This is a genomic window from Glaciibacter sp. 2TAF33, assembly GCF_052114945.1.
GTDB lineage: Bacteria > Actinomycetota > Actinomycetes > Actinomycetales > Microbacteriaceae > Cryobacterium.
In genome coordinates this window covers 24,117-48,037 of record NZ_JBFRFS010000019.1, presented here as the reverse complement: position 1 = coordinate 48,037, position 23,921 = coordinate 24,117, and the positions used below count along the sequence as shown (strand labels likewise).

Genomic DNA, 23,921 nt, shown 5'->3' with positions numbered 1-23,921 from the left:
GGTCCGAGCCTATCCATGGACCATGGATGGGGTGGAACCGGGCGACCACCACCCGTGCGGCGGTGATCGCCGGGGTGCCTGTGCGGCCGACCTTCCGAGCCGAGGACTCACGCGGCGGAGAGTGTCCGCTTCGTCTGCCTGGCCCGGTGGTAGTTGGCGGGCCGCCAGATTCCGGCCGGATCCAGCCAGGCTGGTGCCTTGATCTGTGGTCGACCGCGGATCATCCTGATTTGCCAGCCGGACGTCTCAATGCTGTGGTGGTGGTACCAGCAGAGCAGCACGCCATTGTCGATGTCAGTCGGGCCATGGTTCTGCCAGGGGATGACGTGGTGCACCTCGCTCCACGCGGCGGGAACCGTGCATCCCGGGATGATGCAGCCGCCGTCGCGGGCGGCGATGGCCTTTCGTTGCCCGGCGGTGAAGAAACGTTCCTTGCCGCCGAGGTGGAGAACCTCGCCGTTCTCGCCGAAGATGATCTTCTGCATTCCGCCGGCACAGATCAGTTGTCGGACCGATCTGAGTGAGGCGGGCGCTTCCACCCCGTCGACCCAGCCGACACCGGTGTTGTCCGCGAGGTCGACGGCGTTGACGTGGACGGTGACGGTGGGGGCTGCCCCGCCCATGCTGGGGGAGCGGGGGTCCCGAGCGGCGCGATCCAGGACCATCCGGAGAATGTCGGCGCGCTTCTCGCCTCCGGTGCGCGTGTCGGCGGCAGCGGGGTCGAATGTGTCGGCGCCTGGAATGACCTCTCCGGCGTCGATACGGGCCTGCTCTTCCGCGCTGGGGAATGCGGGCGGGGTCATTGCGTTCGGGCTGTTCGAGGGTGCCGTACTTGAGTGTGCCGTGCTTGAGTGTGCCGTGCTTGAGTGTGCCGTGCTTGAGTGTGCGCTGAGGAAGGTGTTGAATACCCCGTCCATTACTCCTTTGAACTCGGGGGTGACGCCGCCACGGAGCGGAAAGAGTCCCTTGGTGAAGCGGCCGAATCCGATGTTGCTGCGCGCTTCGAGTTCCCCCTCGCCCGGTGCTGCGCCGTCGGGGTCGAAGCGGGCCTGCCACACCGCGGCCTGGATCCGGATCGAATCCGCCGGGTGGGTCATTCCTTCTCCCGGGAGTCCTCGGGTCTCCTCGGTCACGCTCCCGGTGGCCGTGGCGACCAGTGCGCGTTCGACGGTGTGGACGCCATCCGGAGCAACGCGGGTGGACATGGCCCGCAGGGTCGCCGTAATCGCCTCTGCCGTGTCGACGCCCACCGCGCCGGTCGAGAAAGCCTCCGCCACCGCGGGGTAGAGGGGCGGAAGTATCGCCGTGCCCGCGCGGCGCGGACCGGCGACTTCACCGAGTCGCACCCGACGGTTCGCCTCGCGGCTGGAGATCAGCGTGACCCGGGTGATGAGGTCCTGGCTGGTGCGGCAGCCCCGTTTCCAGGCCAGGGAGTCCCGGCCGAGCAGCCGGCTCGATCGTTCGGCGATGTCCGAGGCGCTTTCGACTCGCGCTGCGTCCACAAGCCGGCCGAGGCGCTCCACGGCCCCGAGCCGCGCGATGGCGTCGTCGTCGCTGAGCAACGCGGATGGCGTGTCCGCCAGGACAGAGGCGAGGAGCGCCTCGGCCTGGTCCACTGTCTCCGTCGTGCGCCGGTTCATACCACCCAGTCTGCGCTTTTCTCACACACAGTTACGAACATGTGCAGTGATCTGTGGATAACTCTCTCGAAAAGAGTTTGTGGATAACTCGTCCCGATTCGCAGGCTGGATTCATCCGCTCTTCCAGCCGACCAAGCAACTGGCGCGCCGCCGTCCAGCCGGTCATGGAGCTGGCGCGTTGAGGGGTATTCCGCTCCCTCAGTCCGCGGACGCCACCTGCGCCACAGCGCGGCTCAGAGCATCGCGCACGGCCACAACGCCCGGCCGGCCGGCGCTCGCGAGCCTCGCCGCACTGAAGATCGTGCGGTGCGGCTCCCCGGCCAGGTCGAGGAGCCGCACGGTCGGCTGCTCTCCGGACCACACCAGGTCCGGCAGGATTCCGACAGCATTCCCGGACTGGATCAACCGGATGTGGGCCACCAGATCCGCGGTCTGGAACCGTACGTCGGGCTCGAAGCCGGCCGAACGGCACAGCTGGGTCGCCCACTGCCGAGAGGCGGTGCCCTCCGGTTCCATCACCCACGGCAGGCCGGCCGTGTCGGCGAGCGACTCGAGGCCGCTGGCCAGCCCCGCGAGGGAGGCGGTGGCGCCGCCGAGGTCGACGGCGCCGCGGGCGACGGCGTCGAGGGCGGCGGATGCCGGCGGTACGGCCAGGCGCAGCGCATCCGTTGCGAGGTTCACCCGGTCGAGCCCAGGCAGGTGGGCCCGGGTGTGGCCGGGGTACTGCTCGGCGATCACAAGGTCGAAGTCACGGGCCGCCACCTCGAACAATCCAGCCTCTGGCTCGCGCTCCGTGACCTCGACCCGCAGTTCCGGGAATTCCTCGCCCAGGATGGTGAGCGCCTGCGGGATCACGGCGTGGGCGGCGGACTGGAATACGGCCACCCGAACCGTGCCGGACACCGTGGTGAGGGAGGCGGTGACCTCGGCTTCGGCGACCTCGAGCCGGTCGAGCAGGTGACTGGTGTGCTCGACGAGGATCTCCGCCTGGGCCGTGAGTTGCACCCGGCGACCGACCTTCTGCAACAGTTCGACGCCCACCTCCTTTTCGAGGAGCGCGAGTTGCTGCGACACGGCGGAGGGGCTGTACGCCAAGGCGTCCGCGACGCCGGCCAGGGTTCCGCGGATCTTCAGCTCCCGCAACAGCCGAAGCCGCCTGACGTCCAGCATCCGCTCGCCTTCCGGTTCGAATCAAATCGTCACTAATTCTAATGAATATCGTTCAGAAAGATTCGCTTTTGCTAAACGAAACCGAGCCGCACACTGAGAACAAATGTGCTGACCCGGCACCCCCAGCAAACGGAAGACTACCCTCGTGAGCATGACCAACACCTCGTCAACATCCGCCGTTCGGCGTGGCCCGAAAGACCTCAGTGCTGAGGTCATCGCGCTCGTGCAGAAATGGCTCGCGGAGAGCGCCACCATTCCCGCCGACGCTTCGGCCGAACGCCTCGCCGGTGTGCTCAAGGACCCGAACGGGCTCGACTTCACCGTCGGCTTCGTCGACGGCGTCATGCGCCCCGAGGACGTCATGGTCGCCGGCTACAACCTGCAGCGCGTCGCGAAGAAGGCCCCGGCCTTCCTCCCGCCATACATGCGCGCGGCGATCGGCGCCGGCGGGATCCTGGGCCCGGTCGTGCCCTGGGTCGTGATCCCTGCCGCCCGCAAGGTCCTGCGGCAGATGGTCGGCCACCTCGTGGTGGACGCCACCCCGGAGAAGCTCGGGCCGGCCATCGCGCACCTGCGCGAATCGGGCAACCGCCTCAACATCAACCTCCTGGGCGAGGCGGTACTGGGGGAGAAGGAAGCCCTGCGTCGCCTCGAGGGGACCCGCCGGCTGCTCGAACGCGCCGATGTCGACTACGTCTCGATCAAGGTTTCCTCCATCGCCAGCCAGCTTTCGATGTGGTCATTCGACGAAGCAGTCGAACGCGTGGTCGAACGGCTCACCCCGCTTTACCGTTTCGCGGCCAGCTCGCCGACGCCGAAGTTCATCAACCTCGACATGGAGGAATACCGCGACCTCGACCTCACCATCGCAGTGTTCGAGCGGATCCTCGAGCAGCAGGGGCTCGAGAAGCTCGAAGCCGGCATCGTGCTGCAGGCCTACCTGCCCGACGCCCTCGGCGCGCTGCAGGGACTCACCCACTGGTCACAGAACCGCCGCGCCGCCGGCGGAGCCCCGATCAAGGTGCGCGTGGTCAAGGGGGCGAACCTCGCGATGGAACACGTCGACTCGGCGATCCACGACTGGCCGCTTGCCACCTACTCGACCAAGCAGGACTCCGACACGAACTACAAGCGGGTGCTCGACTGGGCATTCACCCCCGAGAACACGGATGCCGTGAAGATCGGCGTGGCCGGCCACAACCTGTTCGACGTGGCCTACGCGCATCTTCTGTCCAAGCAGCGTGGAGTCGACGATCGGGTCGAGTTCGAAATGCTCCTCGGCATGGCGACCAGCCAGGCCGAGGCCGTAAAGAAGGACGTCGGGCGCCTCCTGCTCTACACGCCGGTGGTCAACCCGGCGGAGTTCGACGTGGCCATCAGCTACCTGATCCGCCGCCTCGAGGAGAACGCCAGCCAGGAGAACTTCATGTCGGCCGTGTTCGAGCTCACCAGCTCGCCGGCCCTGTTCGAGCGCGAGAAGCAGCGCTTCCTCGCATCCCTCGCCGCACTGGAGGCCGATGCCGGCACCGCCGCGCCCGCGCCGAACCGCACCCAGGACCGTGCCGTTGCGACCGGGACCGTGCCCGCAACCTGGTCCGCGACGGATGCCCCGGCATCCGTTCCAGAGGACGGCACCGACCCGAACCTCACCGCAGCGGTACTAGGCCTCACCCGCGGGTCGGTCCCTTCGACAAGCTCAGGACAACGCTCGACAGGCTCGACCACCGGAGACGCCCACTCGGGCTTCCATAACGAACCGGACACCGACCCGGCCCTGCCAGCCAACCGGGCCTGGGGACGCCGCATTCTCGCCCGCGTCGAGGGCTCCCGGCTCGGCATCGACACGGTCGCCGCAGCCCGGATCGACGACCCGGCCGTGCTCGACCAGGTCATCGGTACCGTCGTGGGCACCGGAACCGAGTGGGGCCAGAAGACCGGTGCCGAACGCGCCGCCGTACTGCACCGCGCCGGCCTGGCGCTCGCGGCCAACCGCGACCGCCTGATTGAGGTCATGGCCGCTGAAACCGGAAAGACCATCGCCGAAGCCGACCCCGAGGTCAGCGAGGCGATCGACTTCGCCCACTACTACGCCGAACGCGCCAAGGACCTCGACGCGGTGCAAGGTGCCATCTTCGTGCCGCCGAAGCTCGTGGTGGTGACGCCGCCGTGGAACTTCCCCGTCGCGATCCCGGCCGGCGGCGTGCTCGCCGCGCTCGCCGCGGGTGCCGGCGTGATCATCAAGCCGGCCAAGCTGGCCCAGCGCACCGGCGCCGTGATGGTCGAGGCGCTCTGGGAGGCCGGAGTGCCGCGTGAGCTGCTCGCCATGGTCGACTTCGCCGACCGAGACCTCGGCACCCGGCTGGTGTCACATCCGTCGGTCGACCGGGTCATCCTGACCGGTGCCTACGAGACGGCGCAGCTGTTCCGCTCGTTCCGGCAGGACCTGCCGCTCCTGGCCGAGACCAGCGGCAAGAACGCCATCATCGTCACACCGAGCGCCGACCTGGACTTGGCCGCCGCCGACGTGATCAAGAGCGCGTTCGGCCACGCCGGGCAGAAATGCTCGGCCGCGAGCCTGGTGATCCTGGTCGGATCGGTCGCGAAGTCCGAGCGGTTCATCAACCAGTTGACGGATGCCGCCACCTCCCTTCACGTCGGCTACCCGTCAGACCCGCAGAGCCAGATGGGGCCGATCATCGAACCGGCCGACGGCAAACTCCTGCACGCCCTGACCACCCTGGGCGCCGAAGAGGAGTGGCTCGTCGAGCCGAAGCAGCTCGACGACTCCGGCAAGCTGTGGTCACCCGGCATCCGCACCGGTGTCGCCCCCGGCTCCTACTTCCACCTCACCGAATTCTTCGGGCCGGTGCTCGGTGTGATGCACGCCAGGAACCTGGAGGAGGCCATCCGCTTCCAGAACGCCGTCGACTACGGCCTGACCGCCGGGTTGCACTCTCTCGATGCCGACGAACTGGCCGAGTGGATCGACACCGTCGAAGCCGGCAACCTGTACGTGAACCGCGGAATCACCGGGGCGATCGTGCAGCGCCAGCCGTTCGGCGGCTGGAAGCGCTCCTCCGTCGGCGCCGGCACCAAGGCCGGCGGCCCGAATTACCTGTTCGGGCTCGGCAGCTGGGTCACCGACCCCGGCCGAAACAGCTCCACCCTGCACCTCCGGGGGCTCGAGCAGCGGGTCACCGACCTGATCGAAGCCTCGCAGGGGTCGCTCGAGTACGCCGAATTCGACGTGCTGCGGCGTTCAGCGCTCAGCGACGCACTGGCCTGGCGCGAGGAATTCAACGCGGTCGCCGACGTCTCCATGGTCGGCCTCGAGCGCAACGTGTTCCGCTACCTGCCGCTTCCGGTCACGATCCGGCTGGCCGAGGACGGCACGCTGTCCGACCTGCTCCGGGTGATCGCCGCCGGGCTGCTGTCCAAGTCGCGGTTCGTCGTCTCCAGCGCGGTGCCGGTGCCGACCGCCGTGCTCAACGTGCTGGGAGGCCGTGAGGTCCCGGTCACGGTCGAGAGCGACGCCGAGTGGCTGAAGCGTGCGGCAACCGGCGACATCGCCACCAGCCGGGTACGGCTCATCGGTGGCGACCGGCTCGCCGGGGCAGCGGCCGCGGCATCCGCGCTGGCGACCGCGCTCGGTGGAAGCCCGGACATCGCCGTGTACTCGCACCCGGTCACCCAAGCCGGCACGGTCGAGCTGCTTCCGTTCCTGCACGAGCAGGCCATCTCGATCACCGCCCACCGCTTCGGCAACCCCAGCGCGCTCTCCGAGGGGGTCATCTAGCGCGGTTCCCGGCGAGTCGGGCCGGTCGCCTGATCAGGGTCGTTTGCGCGGACGAACATCGAACCGGTTCCGTTCGATCACGGTGCCGAGGGGCCAGCGCAACGCGAATGCACGCGCGGCCTGGGCCATGTCCTTCGCACAGTCCGCGCAGATGCCCTCGGGGGCCAGGCTGTCACGGAACAGGCGCTCGAACTCCCTGGGCGCCACGGGGAGATTCGCGACCACCGCGGTCGTGGTGAGTTCCCCCGAGGCGAGACCGACGAACCCCATGGAACAGATGCACTCCCAGGATTGCTCGCGGACTGCCTGCTCGCACGGGCCGGCGTCGAAGACCAGTTCGCCTTCGATCGTGTCCGAGAAATCACCGACGCGATCACCCTGGGTCTGACGTGTTGCAACGAGCACTTTCATGCTGTCCTCCAGAAAGAGAGATTGAATGTTCTGGCACGTGCGGACAGCGTAAATCGAGCCTCTGACATCACCGCGGGACACCGTTCGGCCAACGCCCAGCCGGTACCGGGGGATAATTGGCTCAGGACATCTCCAGCGTCCTGCACAATTCGACAGGAGATCCGGTGAACGGAAACGCCACGACGAGGCACCAGAACGTTGCTCTGCTGTCAGTCGCGAGCACGATCGCGCCGCGAATTACCACCTCAGAGGAGATCGACCTGCGCCTGGCGCCGGTGCTCAAACGACTCCGCCTGCCCCACGGGCTGCTGCAGCGGGTCGCCGGTGTGCACGAGCGCCGTAACTGGGACGACGGCCAGAAATTTGACGACGCCGCCGTTTCGGCGGGAAAGCGCGCCCTGCAACAGGCCGGCGTCGACCCCCGCCAGGTCGGGCTCCTGATCAACACCTCCGTCACCCGCAAGCACCTCGAACCGTCGGTGGCGGTGCGGATCCACCACGGCCTCGGGCTGCCGTCGTCGGCCACTAATTTCGACATCGCGAACGCCTGCCTGGGCTTCGTGAACGGCATGACCCTGGCTGCCCAGCTGATCGACTCCGGCCAGATCGAGTACGCGGTGGTCATCGACGGCGAAGACGCCGATGACATCCAGGTCAACACGATCGACCGCCTGAGTAACGGCGAGATCGGCCGCAAGGACTTCATGAGTGAGTTCGCCAGCCTGACGCTGGGCTCCGGGGCGGCCGCGGCAGTGCTCGGGCGAGCGGATGCGCATCCGTCCGCCCACCGGATGCTCGGCGGGGTCACCCGCGCGGCCACCGAGTTCAACGCCCTCTGCGTTGGCAGCGTCGACGGCATGTTCACGGACGCCAAGGCGCTGCTCAAGGGTGGCATGGAACTCGTCGTCTCGGCCTGGACCGAGGCCAGGCGTGACTGGAACTGGTCCAGCATGGACCGCTACATCCTGCACCAGGTCTCCGATGTGCACACCAACGCCATTCTCAAGGCGACCGGCTTGAACCGCGCCCGGGTGCCGCTCACCTACCCGAAATTCGGCAACGTCGGCCCCGCCTCCATTCCGATCACCCTCGCGCAGGAAGCACCGGACCTCCGCCCCGGCGACCGGGTGCTGCTGATGGGCGTCGGCTCCGGCCTGAACACCGCCATGATGGAAATCGCCTGGTGACAGGCCGCCTTCCGCAGGTCGGAGCGACACCCGCGCCCGCCCGGCTCCCCCCGTCCGGGCTTCCCGGACTCGACCCCGCGTTCTCCCGGCTGGTCGACGTGCCGGAAAGCGGGACCGGCGTGCATCGCTGGCATGTGCTCGACAACGGCCCCGAGCTCGACCGGCTCGGCGTGCGCCCGGTCGGTACCGTGCTCTGCGTGCACGGCAACCCGACCTGGTCGTATCTCTGGCGGCGGCTGCTGACCACAGCGACGGATGCCGCACTCGCGGCAGCGACGGGTGCCCCGGCCGCTTCCGCCGGCGCCTGGCGCGTTGTCGCCGTCGACCAGCTCGAGATGGGGTACTCCGAGCGCACCGGCCGGGCCCGCACCCTGGCCCGGCGGGTGCGGGACCTCGGCGACCTCACCGACGCCCTCGGACTCGACGGCCCAGTCGTCACCTTCGGTCACGACTGGGGCGGAGTCGTGTCGATGGGATGGGCCGTCGACCACCCGGAGCGCCTGGCCGGCCTCATGCTGCTCAATACCGCCGTGCACCAGCCGGAAGACCGCCCGATCCCGGCGCCATTGCGGGTCGCACTCACGCCGGCTGTGCTCGGGGCTGCAACTGTCCTGACGCCCGGGTTCCTGGAGACGACGCTGGCGCTGGGGCATCCGTCGTTGCCGGCCGGGATCAAGAACGCCTACCGCGCGCCGTACCGCACGGCGGCCCGTCGCGGGGGAATCGGCGCGTTCGTCGCCGACATCCCGGTCGACGCCGCCCACCAGAGTGCGGCCGAACTCGACCGGATCGCCGCGGGCGTGGCGGCCCTCACGGTGCCGGCGCTGATGCTGTGGGGCCCCCGCGACCCGATCTTCAGCGACCGCTATCTCGACGACCTCGCCGCGCGGCTGCCGCAGGCCGACATCCACCGCTTCGAAGGCGCCGGACACCTCATCGCGGAGGAGGTCGATTACGCGTCGGCCGCCCTGTCCTGGCTGGGGGACCGCCTCCCGGCGGTCGAGCCTGCCCCGGTGGTCGAGCCTGCCCCGGTAGTCGCGCCTGCCCCGGTGGTCGATCCTGCCCCGGTGGTCGAGCCTGCCGAGACCTCCACGACGGGCGACATACCCCGGCTCACCCTCTGGCACTACCTCGACGAGTTGCGCGATCACTCGGAGACCGCGCTGATCGAGATGGTCCCCTCCGGCGGCGGCGTCCCGCGCGTGGTCAGCTGGCAGTTGCTTTCGCGGCGGGTGCGGGAGATCGCGGCCGGACTCGACGCGATCGGCGTGAAAGCGGGCGACCGGGTCTCCCTTCTCGTGCCCCCCGGCGCCGACCTCACCGCCGCGCTCTACGCCTGCATCCGCATCGGCGCAGTCGTGGTGGTGGCGGACGCGGGGCTCGGGCTCCGTGGCCTGACCCGCGCCGTCCGTGGCGCCCGGCCGAAATTCGTCATCGGCGCCGCACCCGGCCTGGCCGCCGCCCGCGCGCTCGGCTGGCCGGGCGAGAAGATCTCGACCACCCGCTTCCCGGCGCCGGTCGCCCGTGCCCTCGACGTGTCCTACACGCTGGCCGAACTCGCGAGCCTCGGCCGCGGCGGGGGGGTCGACGAAAACCCAGCCCATGAGATCCTCCCCGACGAACCTTTGCCCGGCGATACAGCCGCGGTCTTGTTCACCTCGGGATCGACTGGACCGGCCAAGGGCGTTGTATACACGCATGCGCAGTTGTCCGCGGTGCGCGACGCCCTCGCCGCGCAGTACGGCGTTGGCGTCGGCACCGGACTGGTTGCCGGATTCGCCCCCTTCGCGCTGCTCGGCCCCGCACTCGGCGCCCGCTCGGTGACCCCGGAAATGGATGTGACCAGTCCCAAGACGCTGACCGCGGCGTCCGTCGCCGCCGCCATCTCGGCCGCTGCGCGGCCCGCGGACGCCGACCCGGGGCCCACCGGGGAGCCCGGTGCGGGCGCCGACGTTGACACCCCCTCGACCGTCGTCTTCCTCTCCCCCGCAGCCCTCGCCAACGTCGTCGCAACCGCCGGCGCCCTCACCGCCGACGAGCAACGCGCCCTGGACACGGTGCGCACCTTCCTCTCGGCCGGCGCCCCCGTCTCCGAACGCCTGCTCACCGAAGCGGCGCGGTTGATGCCGAACGCGACAGCGCACACGCCCTACGGGATGACCGAGGGATTGCTGATGACCGATATCTCGCTCGACGGCATCCGGGCTGCCCAGGGGGAACCCGGGCCCGCCGGCGCCGCCGGGGTGTGCGTTGGGGTGCCCGCCACCACCACTCGGGTGCGGATCAGCGCGCTCGACGCCACCGGGGCCGCGGTGGGCGAACCGAGCGCGACCCCCGGTGTCACCGGCGAGATCGTTGTCTCGGCCCCGCACGTGAAGAGCCACTACGACCGGCTCTGGCTCACCAACCGGGCCGCCACCATCGGTGTTCCGGCCGGGGAACACTGGCACCGCACCGGTGACGTCGGGCACCTTGATACCGCCGGACGGCTCTGGGTCGAAGGCCGGCTTCCGCACGTGATCGCCACCGCGGGCGGCGTGATCACACCGGTCGGCCCCGAACAGCGCATCGAGTCCGTCGCCGGCATCGGCCGTGCCGCCGTCGTGGGCGTGGGTCCGGCCGGCGTCCAGCAGCCGGTCGCCGTCGTCGAGACCGACCCATCCGCGCGGCGCGTCCGGCTGGCGTCAGCTGCGCTGGCTGCCGCGGTGCGTGCCGCAGCGCCGGTGCCGCTCGCCGCCGTCCTGGTCGTGCCGAAGCTGCCCACCGACATCCGTCACAACTCCAAGATCGACCGCACCCGGCTCGCGGCGTGGGCCGGAGGAATCCTCTCCGGCGAACGGATGCGACGGCCGTGAAGGTGCTCGTCACCGGCGCCAGCGGGCTCCTCGGCCGCGCTGTCGCCTCAGCGGTGCTCGAAGCCGGCAACCAGGTGCGCACCTTCCAGCGCCGGCCCTCCGGGATCGCCGGGGTCGAGGATGTCCTCGGCTCGGTGACAGACCCGGCTGCTGTTGCGTCTGCCGCCGACGAAATGGATGCGATCGTCCACCTGGCCGCCAGAGTCTCCCTGGCGGGCGACCCGGCCGACTTCGTCGCCGTCAACGTCGGCGGCACCCGCACCGTCGTCCAGTCCGCGGTGGATGCCGGCGTCAGCCGTCTGGTTTACGTCTCATCGCCGTCGGTCGCGCACGCGGGTGCCTCGATCGTCGGCGTCGGCGCAGCTCCCGCCGATCCACGTCGTGCACGGGGTGACTACGCCCGCACCAAGGCGCAGGCCGAGCTCCTCGCCCTGGCGGCCGACTCGTCGGGCTTGCGTGTCGTGGCCGTCCGCCCCCACCTGGTCTGGGGTCCCGGTGACACCCAGCTGGTGGCGCGCATCGTCGACCGGGCCCGCGCGGGCCGGCTGCCGCTGCTCGGGCACGGCGCCGCGCTGATCGACACCACCTACATCGACAACGCGGCATCCGCGATCGCTGCTGCCGTCGGCCGCGTCGACGCGGTGCACGGCCGTGCCTACGTGGTCAGCAATGGCGAGCCGCGCCCGGTTGCGGAACTGCTGGCGGGAATCTGCGCGGCGGCCGGGGTGCCGGCACCGGCATGGAGCGTTCCCGCCGGCCTGGCGCGCGCCGCCGGGTCGGCCATCGAAGCGATGTGGCGCCTCCGCCCGGGGGCTGACGAGCCGCCGATGACCCGTTTCCTCGCCGAGCAGCTCTCCACCGCGCACTGGTTCGACCAGCGGCAGACCCGCGCCGACCTGCAGTGGGCGCCATCCGTTTCACTCGACGAGGGCTTCGCCCGGCTGGCCGCCGCCTACCGCTGAGTGGGGTCAGCGGTAGAGCGCATCCCGGGCGAGGCCGAGCGCCTCGTCCGCCGACACACCCAGTTGACGGATGCGGTCTGCGTACGTGATCGCGGCTGATTGCGCTTGCTGGTGGGTGATGTCGCCGGACGCGGCGATGAATGAGCCGAGCCTGCCGCGAGTCTCGATCACCCCGTCGCCTTCCAGTTCCCGGTAGGCGCGAGCCACGGTGTTCACGGCGAGCCCGAGTTGGCCGGCGAGTGCGCGCACGGTCGGCAGCCTGGCTCCCGCCGCCAGCGACCCGGCGCGCACGGCGTCGATCACCTGCACCCGCAATTGCTCGAACGGCGGAATCGTCGACGACGATTCGATGGTGAGCCCGAACCCGGCCATGTGACCTCACTCACCACGAAAATAGTGCACGACTGCACCCATTGTGCATTGCCCACCGGCGGCGTACGGTCGTGTGCCATGTAGGCAATGCTGATTAGGAGGGTCTCTCATGAGCGACATCACTCCACTTCGGAACGCACTCCGGAACGGTAGCGGACTCAAACGGCTCGGCGGTACCTGGGGGGAGGTGTTGGCAGAGTTCCTGGGCACGTTCGTGTTGATCGCCTTCGGTGACGGCGTGGTGGCGATGGCGGTCGCCGCACTCCCGGGATCAGGTCGCACGGCGACGGACACGACGATCTTCAATGCGGCCGGCGACTGGCTGTTGATCACCTGGGGCTGGGCACTCGCCGTCGCGCTCGCCGTGTACGTGGCGGGCGGCGTCAGTGGCGCCCACCTCAACCCCGCAGTCACCCTCGCATTCGCGTTCCGGCGCAAGTTCGCCTGGAACAAGGTGCTGCCGTACATCGTCGCCCAGGTGGTGGGCGCATTCGTCGCCGCGGCGCTGGTCTACCTCGTGTACCACGACGCGATCGACGCCTTCAACAAGGCGTCGAAGACCGGCAGGGACCAGGCCGGCGGATTGGCCACGTTCTCCATCTTTGCCACCTTCCCTGCGCCGTACTTCAACGGCAACATGGTCGGTCCCCTGATCGACCAGATCGTGGGCACGGCCTTCCTGCTGATGTTCATTGTGGCGATCATCGACCTCCGCAACACCGCGGTGAAGGCGAACCTCGGGCCGCTCATCGTCGGCTTCGCCGTCGCGGCGATCGGCATGTCCTATGGGGCGAACGCCGGTTACGCGATCAACCCCGCCCGTGACTTCGGGCCCCGACTGTTCGCGTGGATGGCCGGCTGGGGTGACGTGGCCCTCCCCGGCACCGTGGATGGGTCCTTCAGCTGGTACTTCTGGGTGCCGATCGTCGGGCCCCTGATCGGTGGCGTGATCGGAGTGCTGCTCTACGACTTCTTCATCGGCGACGTCCTGCACTCGCGCGGCCCGAAGCCGGAACCCGTCGGACGCACCCGGGAGGATCCGGGCCTCGGGAGCACCGCCGCTGAGGAATGACATCCGGGTCGGCGGCGGCCCGGGCCCCACACGGAGCGCTAATCTCAACACATGAGTTGGTCGCCGGACCTCGAACGGCAGCTGGTGGCCATGGTGCCCACACTGGTCGGCGTGCTCCTGCTGTCCGTGGTCACCGCAATGGTCCTCCGCGGATACCGCACCAGGCATCCGTTCGCCCCGGCGGCAGCGGTGTTGCGGGGCGCGCTCCAGCTCGCGGCGATCAGCCTGGTGCTCAGCGGCATCATCACCAGCCCGGTGTGGGTGGGACTCGGGCTCGGGGTCATGCTGGTCGCCGCCATCGGCGTGGTCGGCCGCCGGATCGGACCCAGCCCGCGGCACTTCGGCTGGGCCGCCGCCGCGATGACACTCGGAACCATTGTGACGCTGGCCATCGTCTTCGTCTCAGGGGCGATCGAATTCTCGCCGCGGTATGTCCTCGCGATCGGCGGGATCATCGTCGGGAACGCGATGTCGATCGCGACCATCGCGGGCCGTCGGTTCGGGGAGGCGGTCACCGACCACTGGGACGAGGTCGAAGGCTGGCTGGCCCTGGGCGCGACTCCCCGCCAGTCCACCCGCGACCTCGCGAGGCGCTCCGTCGCTTTCGCCATGATCCCGTCCACCGACCAGACCCGCACCACCGGTCTGGTCACCCTGCCGGGCGCCTTCGTCGGGGCGATCTTCGGCGGCGCCTCGCCGCTGGAAGCCGGACGGTTCCAGATCGTGGTGCTGGCGGGCATCCTCTGCGCCGGCTCCGTCGTCGCCGTGACCCTGATCCACCTGCTGGCGCCCGTCGAGCGGAAGCCGAGTGCGATCGCCTGACCGCCGCGCCGGCGACGCCGGCAGGAAGCTTAGACTTGTGGCACCTGACCGTCGACAACCGCGGGAGCTCCTCCTGATCCAAGTCATCAGTTACAACCTGCGCAAGAACCATGCGAGCGGCGAACTCGTCGAGCTTGCTGAGAACTTCGATATCGATGTGTTGTGCCTGCAGGAATGCGACACCGAGGACCTTCCGGCGAACGTGGCGAACCTGCACCTGGCCGATTCCACCAAGCGCAATCGGCTCGGCCTGGCGGTCTACTACCGCAAAGACCGCTTCACCGCGGTTGCGACGAAGACGTTCAGCCTGAAGAAGTCCCTGCACGACCGTGTACTCTCCCCGGCGCACGAGCGGCTCATCGGGACCCGGCTGATCGATCGTGAAACCGACCGCGAGGCGGTGATCGCGAGTTTCCACGCTGCTCCCCTCACGGCGCTGAACTCCCTGCGCCGCAACCAGATCAACGCCGCCCACGCTGAACTGCGGAGCCTCGGCGACGGCATCCCGATCCTGATGGTCGGTGACTACAACTATCCGTTCTTCACCCAGAAGCTCGGCACCCATGTGCGTGAGTCCGGGTATGACCTCACGCTCAGCGACCAGCGCACCTACACCCGGTACAAGTTCTTCCGCGGGCACTTCGACTTCGCGACCTCAGCCGGGCTGGACATCACCCGCGTCGAAACCCTGCCCAGCGGCGACTCCGACCACATGCCGATCCTCGTGACCGCGGAGTACAGCGAGTTGGCGCCGTCGGCCTGAGCGCCAGCCGTTATTCGGCCGCCCGGTGGATGAGGCGGGACAGCACGATCGCGCTTCGGGTGTGATCGACGTTGGGCGCAAGCCGCACCTTCTCCAGCGCCGCCTCGAGCCCCGAAATGTCCCGGGCCCGGATGTGGACCATCGCGTCGGCGCTGCCGGTGACAGTGCCGGCGTCGATCACCTCTGGCACCCCCGACAGGATGCGCAGCAACTCCTCTGGCGCGACAGTGCCCCGGCAGAACAACTCCACGTAGGCTTCCGTGCTCATGCCGTCGACGGCCGGATCGACCTGGATGGTGAACCCACGGATGACCCCGTCGGCCACCAGGCGGTCCACCCGGCGTTTCACAGCGGATGCCGAGAGGCCGACCACCGAGCCGATATCGCCGTAGCCCGCGCGGGCGTTCTGGCGAAGCAGATCGAGGATGGCGCGGTCGAGGTTGTCCATTCCGCGAGTCTAGGCGAAATCGTTGCGCTGTCTCCATGTATTGCGCAGCATTCCATCGCCCGATGGTGGAAATCACCAGATAGCTGCGTCATGAAAGTCGTGCCGACAGCGACGGGCTTCGGTGGCGCGTGCACCGCGGGGTGCGGACCGCGTCCCGGCCGCGCCGGGGGTGCGTCGCTGATTTCGTGCGCGGACGCCCGATTTCGCGCCTTTTCGTTGCGCAAATCAGTGAGAAACATCCAATCATTGTGTGTGAGACTGGGGGAGGCGTCCCGCGCGCGATTGCGCTCGGGCTCTCGTGAGTGACCTGGTCCGCCGCCCGTTGATTGCCCAGCCTGCGGCTGAGGCGCTGATGAAGGAGACCACATGCCGACCGACGTCGAAGAAGCAGTCGCGGTGACGCCTGCCCGTACACCCGTGAAACGGACCGTGCTGATGTGCAAGCCGGAGTATTTCACTGTGGTGTACCGGATCAACCCGTGGATGGACCCGGCACTGCCCACCGACACGTCGCTCGCGGTCACGCAGTGGCAGGCGCTCTACGACGTCTACATCGGCCTGGGTTACGACGTGCAGCTGATCGACCCCATCGACGGCCTTCCCGACATGGTCTACGCGGCCAACGGCGGCTTCGTGATCGACAACATCGCGTATGGCGCGAGCTTCACCTACCCCCAGCGCCAGCCAGAGGGCCCGGCGTACATGGACTGGTTCCGCGAGAACGGGTTCGATGTCCGGGTGCCGGCCGAGATCAACGAGGGGGAGGGTGACTTCCTGCTCGTCGGTGACACCATCCTGGCCGGAACCGGCTTCCGGAGCGATTCGAACAGCCATGACGAGCTGGGGACCATCTTCGGTCGGGAAGTGGTGACGCTGGGCCTGGTCAACCCGAGTTTCTACCACCTCGACACCGCCATCGCCAAGCTTGACGAGACCAACATCGCCTACCTGCCGAGCGCTTTCGACGAGCCGAGCCTCGCCATCCTGCGCGAGCGCTACCCCGACGCCATCATCGCCACCGAGGAGGACGCCGCGATCCTCGGCCTCAATTCGTATTCTGACGGATACAACGTCGTCATCGCCTCCCGCGCCAAGGACTTCGAGCGGCAGTTGCGCGAGCGCGGCTACAACCCCATCGGCGTCGACCTCTCCGAGCTGCTGCTCGGCGGTGGCGGCGTCAAGTGCTGCACCCTGGAGCTGCGCCGATGACGACTGAAGCACTGCCCACCGAATCGGTCGAGCACGCGCTGGCCGGCTCATCCGCCGCCCAGGCCGACGCCATCGCGCTCGAGAACGAGCATGCGGCCCACAACTACAACCCGCTGCCCGTTGTCGTCGCCTCCGGCGACGGCGCCTGGGTGACGGATGTGGACGGCCGGCGCTATCTCGACTGCCTGGCCGCGTACTCGGCTGTCAACTTCGGCCACTCCAACCCGGTGTTGGTGGAGGCCGCGCGCGCGCAGGTGGGACGGATCACCCTCACCAGCCGGGCGTTCCACAACGACAAGCTCGGACCGTTCGTCACCGCGCTGGCCGAACTGGCCGGCAAGGACATGGTGCTGCCCATGAACACCGGCGCCGAAGCGGTCGAGTCCGGCATCAAGGTCGCGAGGGCCTGGGGTTACCGGGTCAAGGGCGTCGCCGCCGGCCAGGCCAACATCATCGTCGCCGCCGGCAACTTCCACGGCCGGACCACCACGCTGATCAGCTTCAGCGACGACGCGGATGCCCGCGCCGACTTCGGTCCGTACACGCCGGGTTTCCGCATCGTTCCGTTCGGTGACGCGGCAGCCCTCGAGTCCGCCATCGACGAGAACACCGTCGCCGTCCTGATCGAACCGATCCAGGGTGAGGCCGGCATCATCGTTCCGCCGGCCGGCTACCTCCCGGCGGTCCGGGAGATCACCACCCGGCTCGGCGTGCTGTTCATCGCCGACGAGATCCAATCCGGGCTGGGCCGCACCGGCGCCACGTTCGCCTGCGACCTCGTCGGCGTCGTTCCCGATCTCTATCTCCTCGGCAAGGCGCTGGGCGGCGGCATCGTTCCGGTCTCCGCGGTCGTCGGCAACCGCGATGTGCTCGGCGTCCTGCAGCCCGGCCAGCACGGCTCGACGTTCGGCGGAAATCCGCTGGCCGCCGCGGTCGGACGCGCTGTCGTGGCGATGCTCGCCACCGGGGAATACCAGGAGCGAGCGCGCACACTGGGCGCTCATCTCCACGACCAGCTGACCGCCCTGGTCGGGCGCGGCGTGGTAGCCGTGCGCGGCGCGGGACTCTGGGCCGGAATCGACATCGATCCGGAACTGGCGTCGGGCCGCGAGGTGTGCGAGGCGCTCTTGGAACGCGGGGTGCTGGCCAAAGACACGCACGGCTCCACGATCCGACTCGCCCCGCCCCTCGTCGTGTCTGACGAGGATTTGGAGTGGGCAGTGGAACAGCTTGCCGCTGTGCTGGACGAGCTCGCTGCGAAGTAACCCGATCGCAGCCCGCGCAACGAAGCGCGGTAGTTGCGCCAATATGCGGCAGGCGCGCCTACCGCACACTGGCGGAACTGCCGCACAGCGCGATGCGACGCGTGCCGCGAGGCGCGAGGCGGCGGAGATCCGTGAATCTGACCGTTGAATTGTGCGCGAATCAGGCGCACAGTAGAGGTACGCAGACACAGGATGAACTGAGGGGAGGCCCTCATGCGCGGGTCGCCGGGTCAAACAGACATACTTCCGATTCTCTCGCAGGGCAAACACCGTTCCCCGCGCAAGGGCGCGTGCTTCATGGAATTCGCCTCGTATCTCGCCGGCGAAGCCTGGAGTGATCACCCCGCCTGCACGCATGCGGGCCTCGCTCACCTGGCGCGGATGGTCAATGACTGCACGAGCGACGAAGCACGGGGCAGGCTCGCTCCCCTGATCCCGTCGGTGATCGGCCTCACCAGCGACGACCCCCGTCTCGACGTGATCCTCGCGCTCCGGGCGACCGCGGCGGCACTGCCGATCGCCGCAGAAGACCGGCAACGGTCCCTCGCGGTCGGTGCCTTGGTGTGCCTCAACGCACTCGAGCGGATGGGCGGCTCTGCCGGCATCGACGTCGACGCGCAGATGAGGGCCGCCTTCGACGCGGCACCGGCTGCCGCTCGCTGGGCGCGCACCTTCATCTCGGCGCACCTGCGCCGGGAGCCGGCGGTCATCCCGCCGCGCCACAGCCACTCCATCATCGCGGCAGCGGTGGACGGAATCGCCTCGGCGTGCGTGAACGACCAGGACAACCGGTTGTACCTGCTGCTCTCGGCCGCGATCGACGACTGCATCGCCTTCACTGCTCACGGCATGGACGTCTCCGCACCGGCTCGGGCGACTGCGCCCCCTGACGAGGGTGCGGTGACCGTCGTGCACCATTTCCGCCGGTCGGTTCGAAGCCGCGCCTAGTCGCCACCCTCGTCGCACCCGCATCACAGCCTGGGACGTTCGCGCCCTAGGCTGTGATTCATGTTCACCGATCTCCCGGAGGCAGACCTCCGCGCCTATCGCAGCCTGCAGGCCGACCCGGACGACTTCGACAGCTTTTGGGCCGGCACCCTCGCCGCATCGAAGCGGCACGACCCGGCCGTGACGGCAACACTCGTCGACACGCCCGTGACCACGCTCGACGTCTACGACGTCACGTTCGCGGGATTCGACGGCCAGCCCGTCAAGGCCTGGCTCCGCACCCCGGCGGGCGCGTCCGGGCCGCTTCCGACGATCGTGCAGTACCACGGCTACGGAGGCGGTCGGGGCCAGGCCTTCGGGAACCTGCTCTGGGCATCCGCGGGATACGCGCACCTCGAGATGGACACCCGCGGCCAGGGCTGGGGCGGAAACACCGCCGACACGCCCGACGACGCCGGCAGCGGCCCGCAGGCGCCCGGCTTCATGACCAGGGGGATTGGCGCGCGGGAGACCTACTACTACCGCCGGGTGTTCACGGATGCCGTGCGTGCGGTCGAAGCCGCGCGGAGCCTCGCGATCGTCGACTCTGCCCGCATCGGCATCGTCGGTACCAGCCAGGGCGGGGGGATCGCGCTGGCCGTCGCCGGCCTGGTGGACGACCTGGCAGCCGTGGTGGCCCGGGTGCCGTTCCTCTGCGACTTTCCCCGGGCATCCGTCATCACCGACAACATGCCGTATCGCGAGATCGGCATCTACCTGGCGACCAACCGGCACTCGGTTGCCCGGGTGCACGAAACCCTGTCGTACTTCGACGGTGTCAACTTCGCCAAGCGAGCCACGGCGCCCCTGACGATCACGGCCGCGCTGATGGACCCGACGTGTCCGCCATCGACGGTGTTCGCGGCGTACAACAACTACGCCGGGGAGAAGGCGATCACGGTCTGGCCGTACAACGGCCACGAAGGGGGCGCCTGGGAAGACGACGCCCTGTCGCTGCGCGCGTTCGCAGAGCACCTGGCCTGAGTCCGGCACCGGCGCGCCGACCTGTGCGGTCTGACCGAAGTGGCGGACCAGTCGCGGTTCAGCTGGTGATGACGACGTTCAGCGGTTCGTCTCCCCTCAGCATCCGTTCGATCTGCTCGCGCAGGAGCAGGGCCATCCGGGGTACCATGGCGCTCGTTGCGCCGCCGACGTGTGGGCTGACCAGCACATTCGGCAGTGCGAACATCGGATGCCCGGCCGGCAGCGGTTCGGGGTCGGTCACGTCGAGGGCGAGGCGGAGCCGACCGGAAGACGCGTGGGCCAGGAGCGCGTCGGTGTCGGCGACCTGGCCGCGGGCGATGTTGACCAGCAGGGCGCCGTCCGCCATGCGGGACAGGAACGCGTCGTCGACCAGCAGGGTGGTCTCATCGGTCAGGGGCACGGCGATGACGACGATGTCGGCCGTCGGGAGGAGCTCGTGCAGCTCGCTGATGGCGTGGACCTGGCCGTCCTGGTCGGATCGGGCGGTCTGGGCGACGCGCACGACGGTCGTCTCGAACGGACGCAGCCGGGCTTCGATGGCCTTTCCGACACCACCGTGGCCGATCAGCAGCACAGTGCGGTCGGCGAGGCTGGCATGGCGGGCGGGAGCCCAACGCCCGTCGATGGCCGCCCGTACGAAGTCCGGGATGCCGCGCTGGGAGGCGAGGATCAGCCCCAGGGTGAGTTCGGCTGTCGACGCCTCGTGGACGGATGCCGCGTTGGCGTAGACGTGCCCGGGTGGCAGCAGCCGGTCGACGCCGTCGTAGCCGATCGACTGGCTCTGCACCAGCCTGGTGCTCACACCGGCGAGCATGTGGAGGGTGTCAGCAGCGCCCATGTACGGCGGCACGACGATGTCGATGTTATCGCGCGGCGCCGGCGAGGTGAGGTCCCACTCGATCAGGTCGACCCGGTCCGGTACGGCACCGAGTGCCCGCAGCAGGGTCTTGCCAGGCACACTCACGGTCAGTTGCGATGAAGTCATGGCTCGAGCCTATCCACGTCGGGAACCGGATCCGCAGCGGCGCCGAGGCGCGGGAGCGCCAGGCGGGCTCCGGGAGCACCTCGCGCTCGAGGCCGATCAGCCGGGCGCGCCAGCACCTACCTCGGGGGCGGGCCACGAGAGTATCGTCGAACCATGAGCAAGGTTGCTGAAGCCACTGCGCCGCGCGAAGACCACAGTTTCTTCGGACAACCTCGATCACTCGCCAACATCTTCGGCGTGGAGATGTGGGAGCGGTTCTCGTTTTACGGGATGCAGGGCATCCTGCTCATCTACCTCTACTACTCGGCGGAGCGCGGGGGTCTCGGCATTCCGCAGGCCACCGCCGCCGGCGTCGTCGGCGCCTACGGTGGCGGCGTCTACCTCTCCACCATCCTCGGCGCCTGGGTGGCCGACCGGCTGCTCGGATCGGAGCGGGTGCTGTTCTACAGCGCCACCGTGATCATGCTCGGCCACATCGCACTGGCACTCATCCCGGGGGTCGCCGGGGTGGCGACCGGCCTGATCCTGGTCGCGTTCGGAAGCGGCGGGCTGAAGGCCAACGCGACATCCGTTGTCGGCACGCTGTACCGGCCGGAAGACCCTCGCCGCGACGCCGGGTTCTCCCTGTTCTACCTGGGCATCAACCTGGGCGCGTTCTTCGGCCCGATCCTGACCGGTCTGCTGCAGTCCACCATCGGTTTCCATTTCGGTTTCGGCCTGGCCGCCGTCGGCATGGCGATCGGGCTCGTGCAGTACTCGTTCGGCCGTAAGCGGCTGCCGGACATCGCGCGGCACGTGCCGGATCCGCTCCCGCGCTCGCGTTGGACGTTATACATCGTGATCGCCGTTGCCGCCGTCGTGGTGGTGATCGTGCTGGTGCTGCTTCGCGTGATCACCGCGTCAAACCTGGCCGTCATCGTGATCGGGGCGACCATTGTGGCGGCCATCGCGTATTTCTTCGTCATCCTCAGCAACCGGCACATCACCGGTGATGAGCGCAACCGCGTGTACGCGTTCATCCCGCTGTTCATCGCCAGCGCCGCCTTCTGGTCGCTCTACCAGCAGCAGTTCACGGTGGTGACGATCTACTCTGACGAGCGCCTCGACCGCAACCTGTTCGGCTGGGAGATGCCGGTGTCGTGGGTGCAATCGATCAACCCGGTCTTCATCATCCTGCTCTCCGGCGTGTTCGCGGCGATCTGGACGAAATGGGGCGCGAAGCAGCCGTCCACGCCGGTCAAGTTCGCCGTCGGCACCGCGGTGATGGGGGTCGCGTTCCTCTTGTTCCTGCCCTTCGTCGGCGGCGGGAAGAACTCCACGCCGCTCCTGGGCATGATCGGCATCCTGCTGGTGTTCACGATCGCCGAACTGCTGCTGTCCCCGGTTGGCTTGTCGGTGTCGACCAAGCTCGCGCCCGAGCTGTTCAAGACGCAGATGGTGGCACTCTTCTTCCTCTCCGTCGCCCTCGGCACGGCCGTCTCCGGGCAACTGGCGAAGTGGTACGAGACAGCGCCGGAGAGCCTGTACTTCGGGGTTCTGGGCGGCATCGCCATCCTGATCGGGGTGTTGCTGGCCGTGTTCGCCCGGCCCGTGCTGCGCCTGATGAGCGGAGTGCGGTAACGCCACCCCGCCCATCCCGTGCGCCTGGCGAGGTGGGATCAGCGTGGCGTGGTCGCCTCGACGACCGCTATCTCCCGGGTCGCGGTCTCGCGGTCAGGCCGAGCGGATGCCTCGCGTCCGTCGCCGGCGTGACGCACCAGCATCCGTGGTGAACTCCGGAGCCGGTACCGTACCCGGAGGCCCCGGTACTTGACCAGCCAGAACAGCAGCACCGCGGCGGCGAGCAGCCCGGACAGTGCGGCGACCCCGACGGCCCAGCGGGGACCGAACTGGTCGGCCACCCAGCCGACGAACGGTGCGCCGAGCGGGGTTCCTCCGGCGAAGATCGCCATGTAGAGCGCCATCACCCGGCCGCGCATGGCCGGCTCCGTGGTGGTCTGCACATAGGCGTTGGCGGTGGTCATCAGGGTGAGCGAGGAGAGCCCGACGAAGGTGAGCGTGACGGCGAAGCTCACGTAGCTGGGCATCAGCGCGGCTGCGGCGCAGGTGATCCCGAAGGCCGCGGCTCCGACGATGATCAACCGCAGCCTCGGCTGGCTGCGCCTGGCCGACAGCAGGGCTCCCACCACTGAGCCGATGGCCATGATGGAACTGAGCAGACCGAATTCGCCGGCGCCCTTGTGGAACTCGATGGTCGCCATGGTCGAGGTGAAGATGGGGAAATTGAAGCCGAAGGTACCGACCAGGAACACGACGATCAGCACCACGATGATGTCGGGCCGGCGGCGCACGTAGCGGAAGCCGGCGACCAGTTGTCCGCGCTCGCGGGAGGCCCTGGGCTGTTTCTTCAGTTGGCTGACCCGAAGCAGGGTCATCGCGAAGACCGTCACGGCGAAGGTGCCCGTGTTGATCATGAACACCCAGCCGGCCCCGACGAGCACGGTCAGCACGCCGGCGACCGCGGGTCCGATCATGCGTGCGCCATTGAAGGAGGCGGAGTTCAACGCGACGGCGTTCGACAGTTTCTCCTCGCCGACCAGGTCTGACACGAAGGTCTGCCGCGCCGGTGCGTCGATCGCGCCGACGACGCCGAGGCCCAGCGCGAACAGGTAGACGTGCCAGAGTTCGACGACGCCGGTCACCGTGATGATGCCCAGGCCAAGGGCGAGCACGCCCATCAGTGATTGGGTGAGGATGAGCAGTTTACGACGGTCGAACCGGTCGGCGATCAGGCCCGACCACGGCATGAGCAGCAGCTGCGGGCCGAACTGGAGGGCCATCACCACGCCGACCGCGGTGGCATTGTGGTCGGTCAGTTCGGTGAGCACGATCCAGTCCTGCGCGGTGCGCTGCATCCAGGTGCCGATGTTGGACACCAGGGCACCGGCGAACCAGATGCGGTAATTGACGCTGGAGAGCGCCCGGAACATGGC

Annotated in this window: 19 protein-coding genes; 12 read left to right on the top strand and 7 right to left on the bottom strand. The window is 68.7% G+C overall.

What is annotated here, in order from left to right; translation table 11 throughout:
• Positions 1-107 precede the first annotated feature (107 nt).
• Together AB4Y94_RS16855 and AB4Y94_RS16850 are read right to left on the bottom strand one after the other, a co-directional pair.
• Entirely contained in the window at positions 108-1,640 is a 1,533-nt protein-coding gene (locus tag AB4Y94_RS16855; RefSeq protein WP_441729164.1) for a DUF222 domain-containing protein, read from the bottom strand.
• A 198-nt stretch (positions 1,641-1,838) separates the two neighbouring features.
• Positions 1,839-2,810, bottom strand: coding sequence for a LysR substrate-binding domain-containing protein (locus tag AB4Y94_RS16850; RefSeq protein ID WP_441729163.1), 972 nt, complete (start codon positions 2,808-2,810; stop codon positions 1,839-1,841).
• Between the two features lie 151 nt (positions 2,811-2,961).
• Here AB4Y94_RS16850 and AB4Y94_RS16845 point away from each other — a divergent pair, with 151 nt between their 5' ends.
• On the top strand, positions 2,962-6,606 hold the full coding sequence (locus tag AB4Y94_RS16845; protein ID WP_441729176.1) for a proline dehydrogenase family protein: 3,645 nt from the start codon (positions 2,962-2,964) through the stop codon (positions 6,604-6,606).
• A 33-nt stretch (positions 6,607-6,639) separates the two neighbouring features.
• Here AB4Y94_RS16845 and AB4Y94_RS16840 read toward each other — a convergent pair whose 3' ends face one another.
• Complete coding sequence (locus AB4Y94_RS16840; RefSeq protein ID WP_441729162.1) at positions 6,640-7,017, bottom strand: DUF7715 family protein; 378 nt, start codon at positions 7,015-7,017, stop codon at positions 6,640-6,642.
• 164 nt (positions 7,018-7,181) lie between these two features.
• Between AB4Y94_RS16840 and AB4Y94_RS16835 the strand changes: the two genes are divergently transcribed.
• From AB4Y94_RS16835 to AB4Y94_RS16825, 3 genes are read left to right on the top strand one after another with little or no spacing between them, the layout of a single operon-like run.
• A complete protein-coding gene (locus tag AB4Y94_RS16835) occupies positions 7,182-8,204 on the top strand; it encodes a 3-oxoacyl-ACP synthase III (protein ID WP_441729161.1) in 1,023 nt (340 codons plus the stop codon).
• Entirely contained in the window at positions 8,201-11,059 is a 2,859-nt protein-coding gene (locus tag AB4Y94_RS16830) for an alpha/beta fold hydrolase (protein WP_441729160.1), read from the top strand. Before AB4Y94_RS16835 ends, AB4Y94_RS16830 begins: the two co-directional genes overlap by 4 nt.
• A complete protein-coding gene (locus AB4Y94_RS16825; protein WP_441729159.1) occupies positions 11,056-12,021 on the top strand; it encodes an NAD-dependent epimerase/dehydratase family protein in 966 nt (321 codons plus the stop codon). Before AB4Y94_RS16830 ends, AB4Y94_RS16825 begins: the two co-directional genes overlap by 4 nt.
• Before the next feature lie 6 nt (positions 12,022-12,027).
• Here the strand turns inward: AB4Y94_RS16825 and AB4Y94_RS16820 are convergent, their stop codons facing one another.
• Positions 12,028-12,393, bottom strand: coding sequence for a GntR family transcriptional regulator (locus AB4Y94_RS16820; RefSeq protein ID WP_441729158.1), 366 nt, complete (start codon positions 12,391-12,393; stop codon positions 12,028-12,030).
• A 109-nt stretch (positions 12,394-12,502) separates the two neighbouring features.
• Here AB4Y94_RS16820 and AB4Y94_RS16815 point away from each other — a divergent pair, with 109 nt between their 5' ends.
• The 3 genes from AB4Y94_RS16815 to AB4Y94_RS16805 all read left to right on the top strand — a co-directional run bounded on the left by AB4Y94_RS16815 (position 12,503) and on the right by AB4Y94_RS16805 (position 15,050).
• Entirely contained in the window at positions 12,503-13,465 is a 963-nt protein-coding gene (locus AB4Y94_RS16815; protein ID WP_441729157.1) for an MIP/aquaporin family protein, read from the top strand.
• A 51-nt stretch (positions 13,466-13,516) separates the two neighbouring features.
• Positions 13,517-14,287 (top strand): ABC transporter permease, encoded by a 771-nt coding sequence (locus AB4Y94_RS16810; protein WP_441729156.1) that lies wholly within the window; start codon positions 13,517-13,519, stop codon positions 14,285-14,287.
• A gap of 76 nt (positions 14,288-14,363) precedes the next feature.
• On the top strand, positions 14,364-15,050 hold the full coding sequence (locus AB4Y94_RS16805; RefSeq protein ID WP_441729175.1) for an endonuclease/exonuclease/phosphatase family protein: 687 nt from the start codon (positions 14,364-14,366) through the stop codon (positions 15,048-15,050).
• A gap of 10 nt (positions 15,051-15,060) precedes the next feature.
• Here the strand turns inward: AB4Y94_RS16805 and AB4Y94_RS16800 are convergent, their stop codons facing one another.
• Entirely contained in the window at positions 15,061-15,498 is a 438-nt protein-coding gene (locus AB4Y94_RS16800; protein ID WP_441729155.1) for an Lrp/AsnC family transcriptional regulator, read from the bottom strand.
• A gap of 366 nt (positions 15,499-15,864) precedes the next feature.
• On the opposite strand from AB4Y94_RS16800, the gene ddaH reads away from it, so the two are divergent.
• The 4 genes from ddaH (at position 15,865) to AB4Y94_RS16780 (ending at position 19,943) form a co-directional block, all read left to right on the top strand.
• The gene (ddaH, locus tag AB4Y94_RS16795; protein WP_441729153.1) at positions 15,865-16,707 is read left to right on the top strand and encodes a dimethylargininase; all 843 of its coding nucleotides are present in this window, start codon (positions 15,865-15,867) and stop codon (positions 16,705-16,707) included.
• Positions 16,704-17,972: an ornithine--oxo-acid transaminase gene (rocD, locus tag AB4Y94_RS16790; protein WP_441729152.1), complete on the top strand. Its 1,269-nt coding sequence runs from the start codon at positions 16,704-16,706 to the stop codon at positions 17,970-17,972. The genes ddaH and rocD overlap by 4 nt, the downstream gene beginning before the upstream one ends.
• A 297-nt stretch (positions 17,973-18,269) precedes the next feature.
• Positions 18,270-18,920 (top strand): hypothetical protein, encoded by a 651-nt coding sequence (locus tag AB4Y94_RS16785; protein ID WP_441729151.1) that lies wholly within the window; start codon positions 18,270-18,272, stop codon positions 18,918-18,920.
• Between the two features lie 60 nt (positions 18,921-18,980).
• A complete protein-coding gene (locus AB4Y94_RS16780) occupies positions 18,981-19,943 on the top strand; it encodes an acetylxylan esterase (RefSeq protein WP_441729150.1) in 963 nt (320 codons plus the stop codon).
• 58 nt (positions 19,944-20,001) lie between these two features.
• On the opposite strand, the gene AB4Y94_RS16775 is transcribed toward AB4Y94_RS16780, so the two are convergent.
• Positions 20,002-20,928, bottom strand: a complete 927-nt coding sequence (locus AB4Y94_RS16775; protein WP_441729148.1) for a 2-hydroxyacid dehydrogenase — start codon at positions 20,926-20,928, stop codon at positions 20,002-20,004.
• 153 nt (positions 20,929-21,081) lie between these two features.
• Here AB4Y94_RS16775 and AB4Y94_RS16770 point away from each other — a divergent pair, with 153 nt between their 5' ends.
• Positions 21,082-22,548 carry a peptide MFS transporter gene (locus AB4Y94_RS16770; protein ID WP_441729147.1) on the top strand — a complete coding sequence of 489 codons (1,467 nt, stop codon included), beginning with the start codon at positions 21,082-21,084 and terminating at the stop codon, positions 22,546-22,548.
• Between the two features lie 38 nt (positions 22,549-22,586).
• Here AB4Y94_RS16770 and AB4Y94_RS16765 read toward each other — a convergent pair whose 3' ends face one another.
• On the bottom strand, positions 22,587-23,918 hold the full coding sequence (locus AB4Y94_RS16765; RefSeq protein WP_441729174.1) for an MFS transporter: 1,332 nt from the start codon (positions 23,916-23,918) through the stop codon (positions 22,587-22,589).
• Between the last annotated feature and the right edge of the window lie 3 nt (positions 23,919-23,921).

Bases quoted from the DNA above. Each gene is read 5' to 3' on its own strand.
- AB4Y94_RS16780 (WP_441729150.1), top strand. From the start codon at position 18,981: ATGTTCACCGATCTCCCGGAGGCAGACCTCCGCGCCTATCGCAGCCTG.
- AB4Y94_RS16800 (WP_441729155.1), bottom strand. From the start codon at position 15,498: ATGGACAACCTCGACCGCGCCATCCTCGATCTGCTTCGCCAGAACGCC.
- AB4Y94_RS16820 (WP_441729158.1), bottom strand. From the start codon at position 12,393: ATGGCCGGGTTCGGGCTCACCATCGAATCGTCGTCGACGATTCCGCCG.
- AB4Y94_RS16815 (WP_441729157.1), top strand. From the start codon at position 12,503: ATGAGCGACATCACTCCACTTCGGAACGCACTCCGGAACGGTAGCGGA.
- AB4Y94_RS16765 (WP_441729174.1), bottom strand. From the start codon at position 23,918: ATGTTCCGGGCGCTCTCCAGCGTCAATTACCGCATCTGGTTCGCCGGT.
- AB4Y94_RS16845 (WP_441729176.1), top strand. From the start codon at position 2,962: ATGACCAACACCTCGTCAACATCCGCCGTTCGGCGTGGCCCGAAAGAC.
- AB4Y94_RS16855 (WP_441729164.1), bottom strand. From the start codon at position 1,640: ATGAACCGGCGCACGACGGAGACAGTGGACCAGGCCGAGGCGCTCCTC.
- AB4Y94_RS16775 (WP_441729148.1), bottom strand. From the start codon at position 20,928: ATGACTTCATCGCAACTGACCGTGAGTGTGCCTGGCAAGACCCTGCTG.
- AB4Y94_RS16850 (WP_441729163.1), bottom strand. From the start codon at position 2,810: ATGCTGGACGTCAGGCGGCTTCGGCTGTTGCGGGAGCTGAAGATCCGC.
- ddaH (WP_441729153.1), top strand. From the start codon at position 15,865: ATGCCGACCGACGTCGAAGAAGCAGTCGCGGTGACGCCTGCCCGTACA.
- rocD (WP_441729152.1), top strand. From the start codon at position 16,704: ATGACGACTGAAGCACTGCCCACCGAATCGGTCGAGCACGCGCTGGCC.
- AB4Y94_RS16770 (WP_441729147.1), top strand. From the start codon at position 21,082: ATGAGCAAGGTTGCTGAAGCCACTGCGCCGCGCGAAGACCACAGTTTC.
- AB4Y94_RS16810 (WP_441729156.1), top strand. From the start codon at position 13,517: ATGAGTTGGTCGCCGGACCTCGAACGGCAGCTGGTGGCCATGGTGCCC.
- AB4Y94_RS16840 (WP_441729162.1), bottom strand. From the start codon at position 7,017: ATGAAAGTGCTCGTTGCAACACGTCAGACCCAGGGTGATCGCGTCGGT.
- AB4Y94_RS16785 (WP_441729151.1), top strand. From the start codon at position 18,270: ATGGAATTCGCCTCGTATCTCGCCGGCGAAGCCTGGAGTGATCACCCC.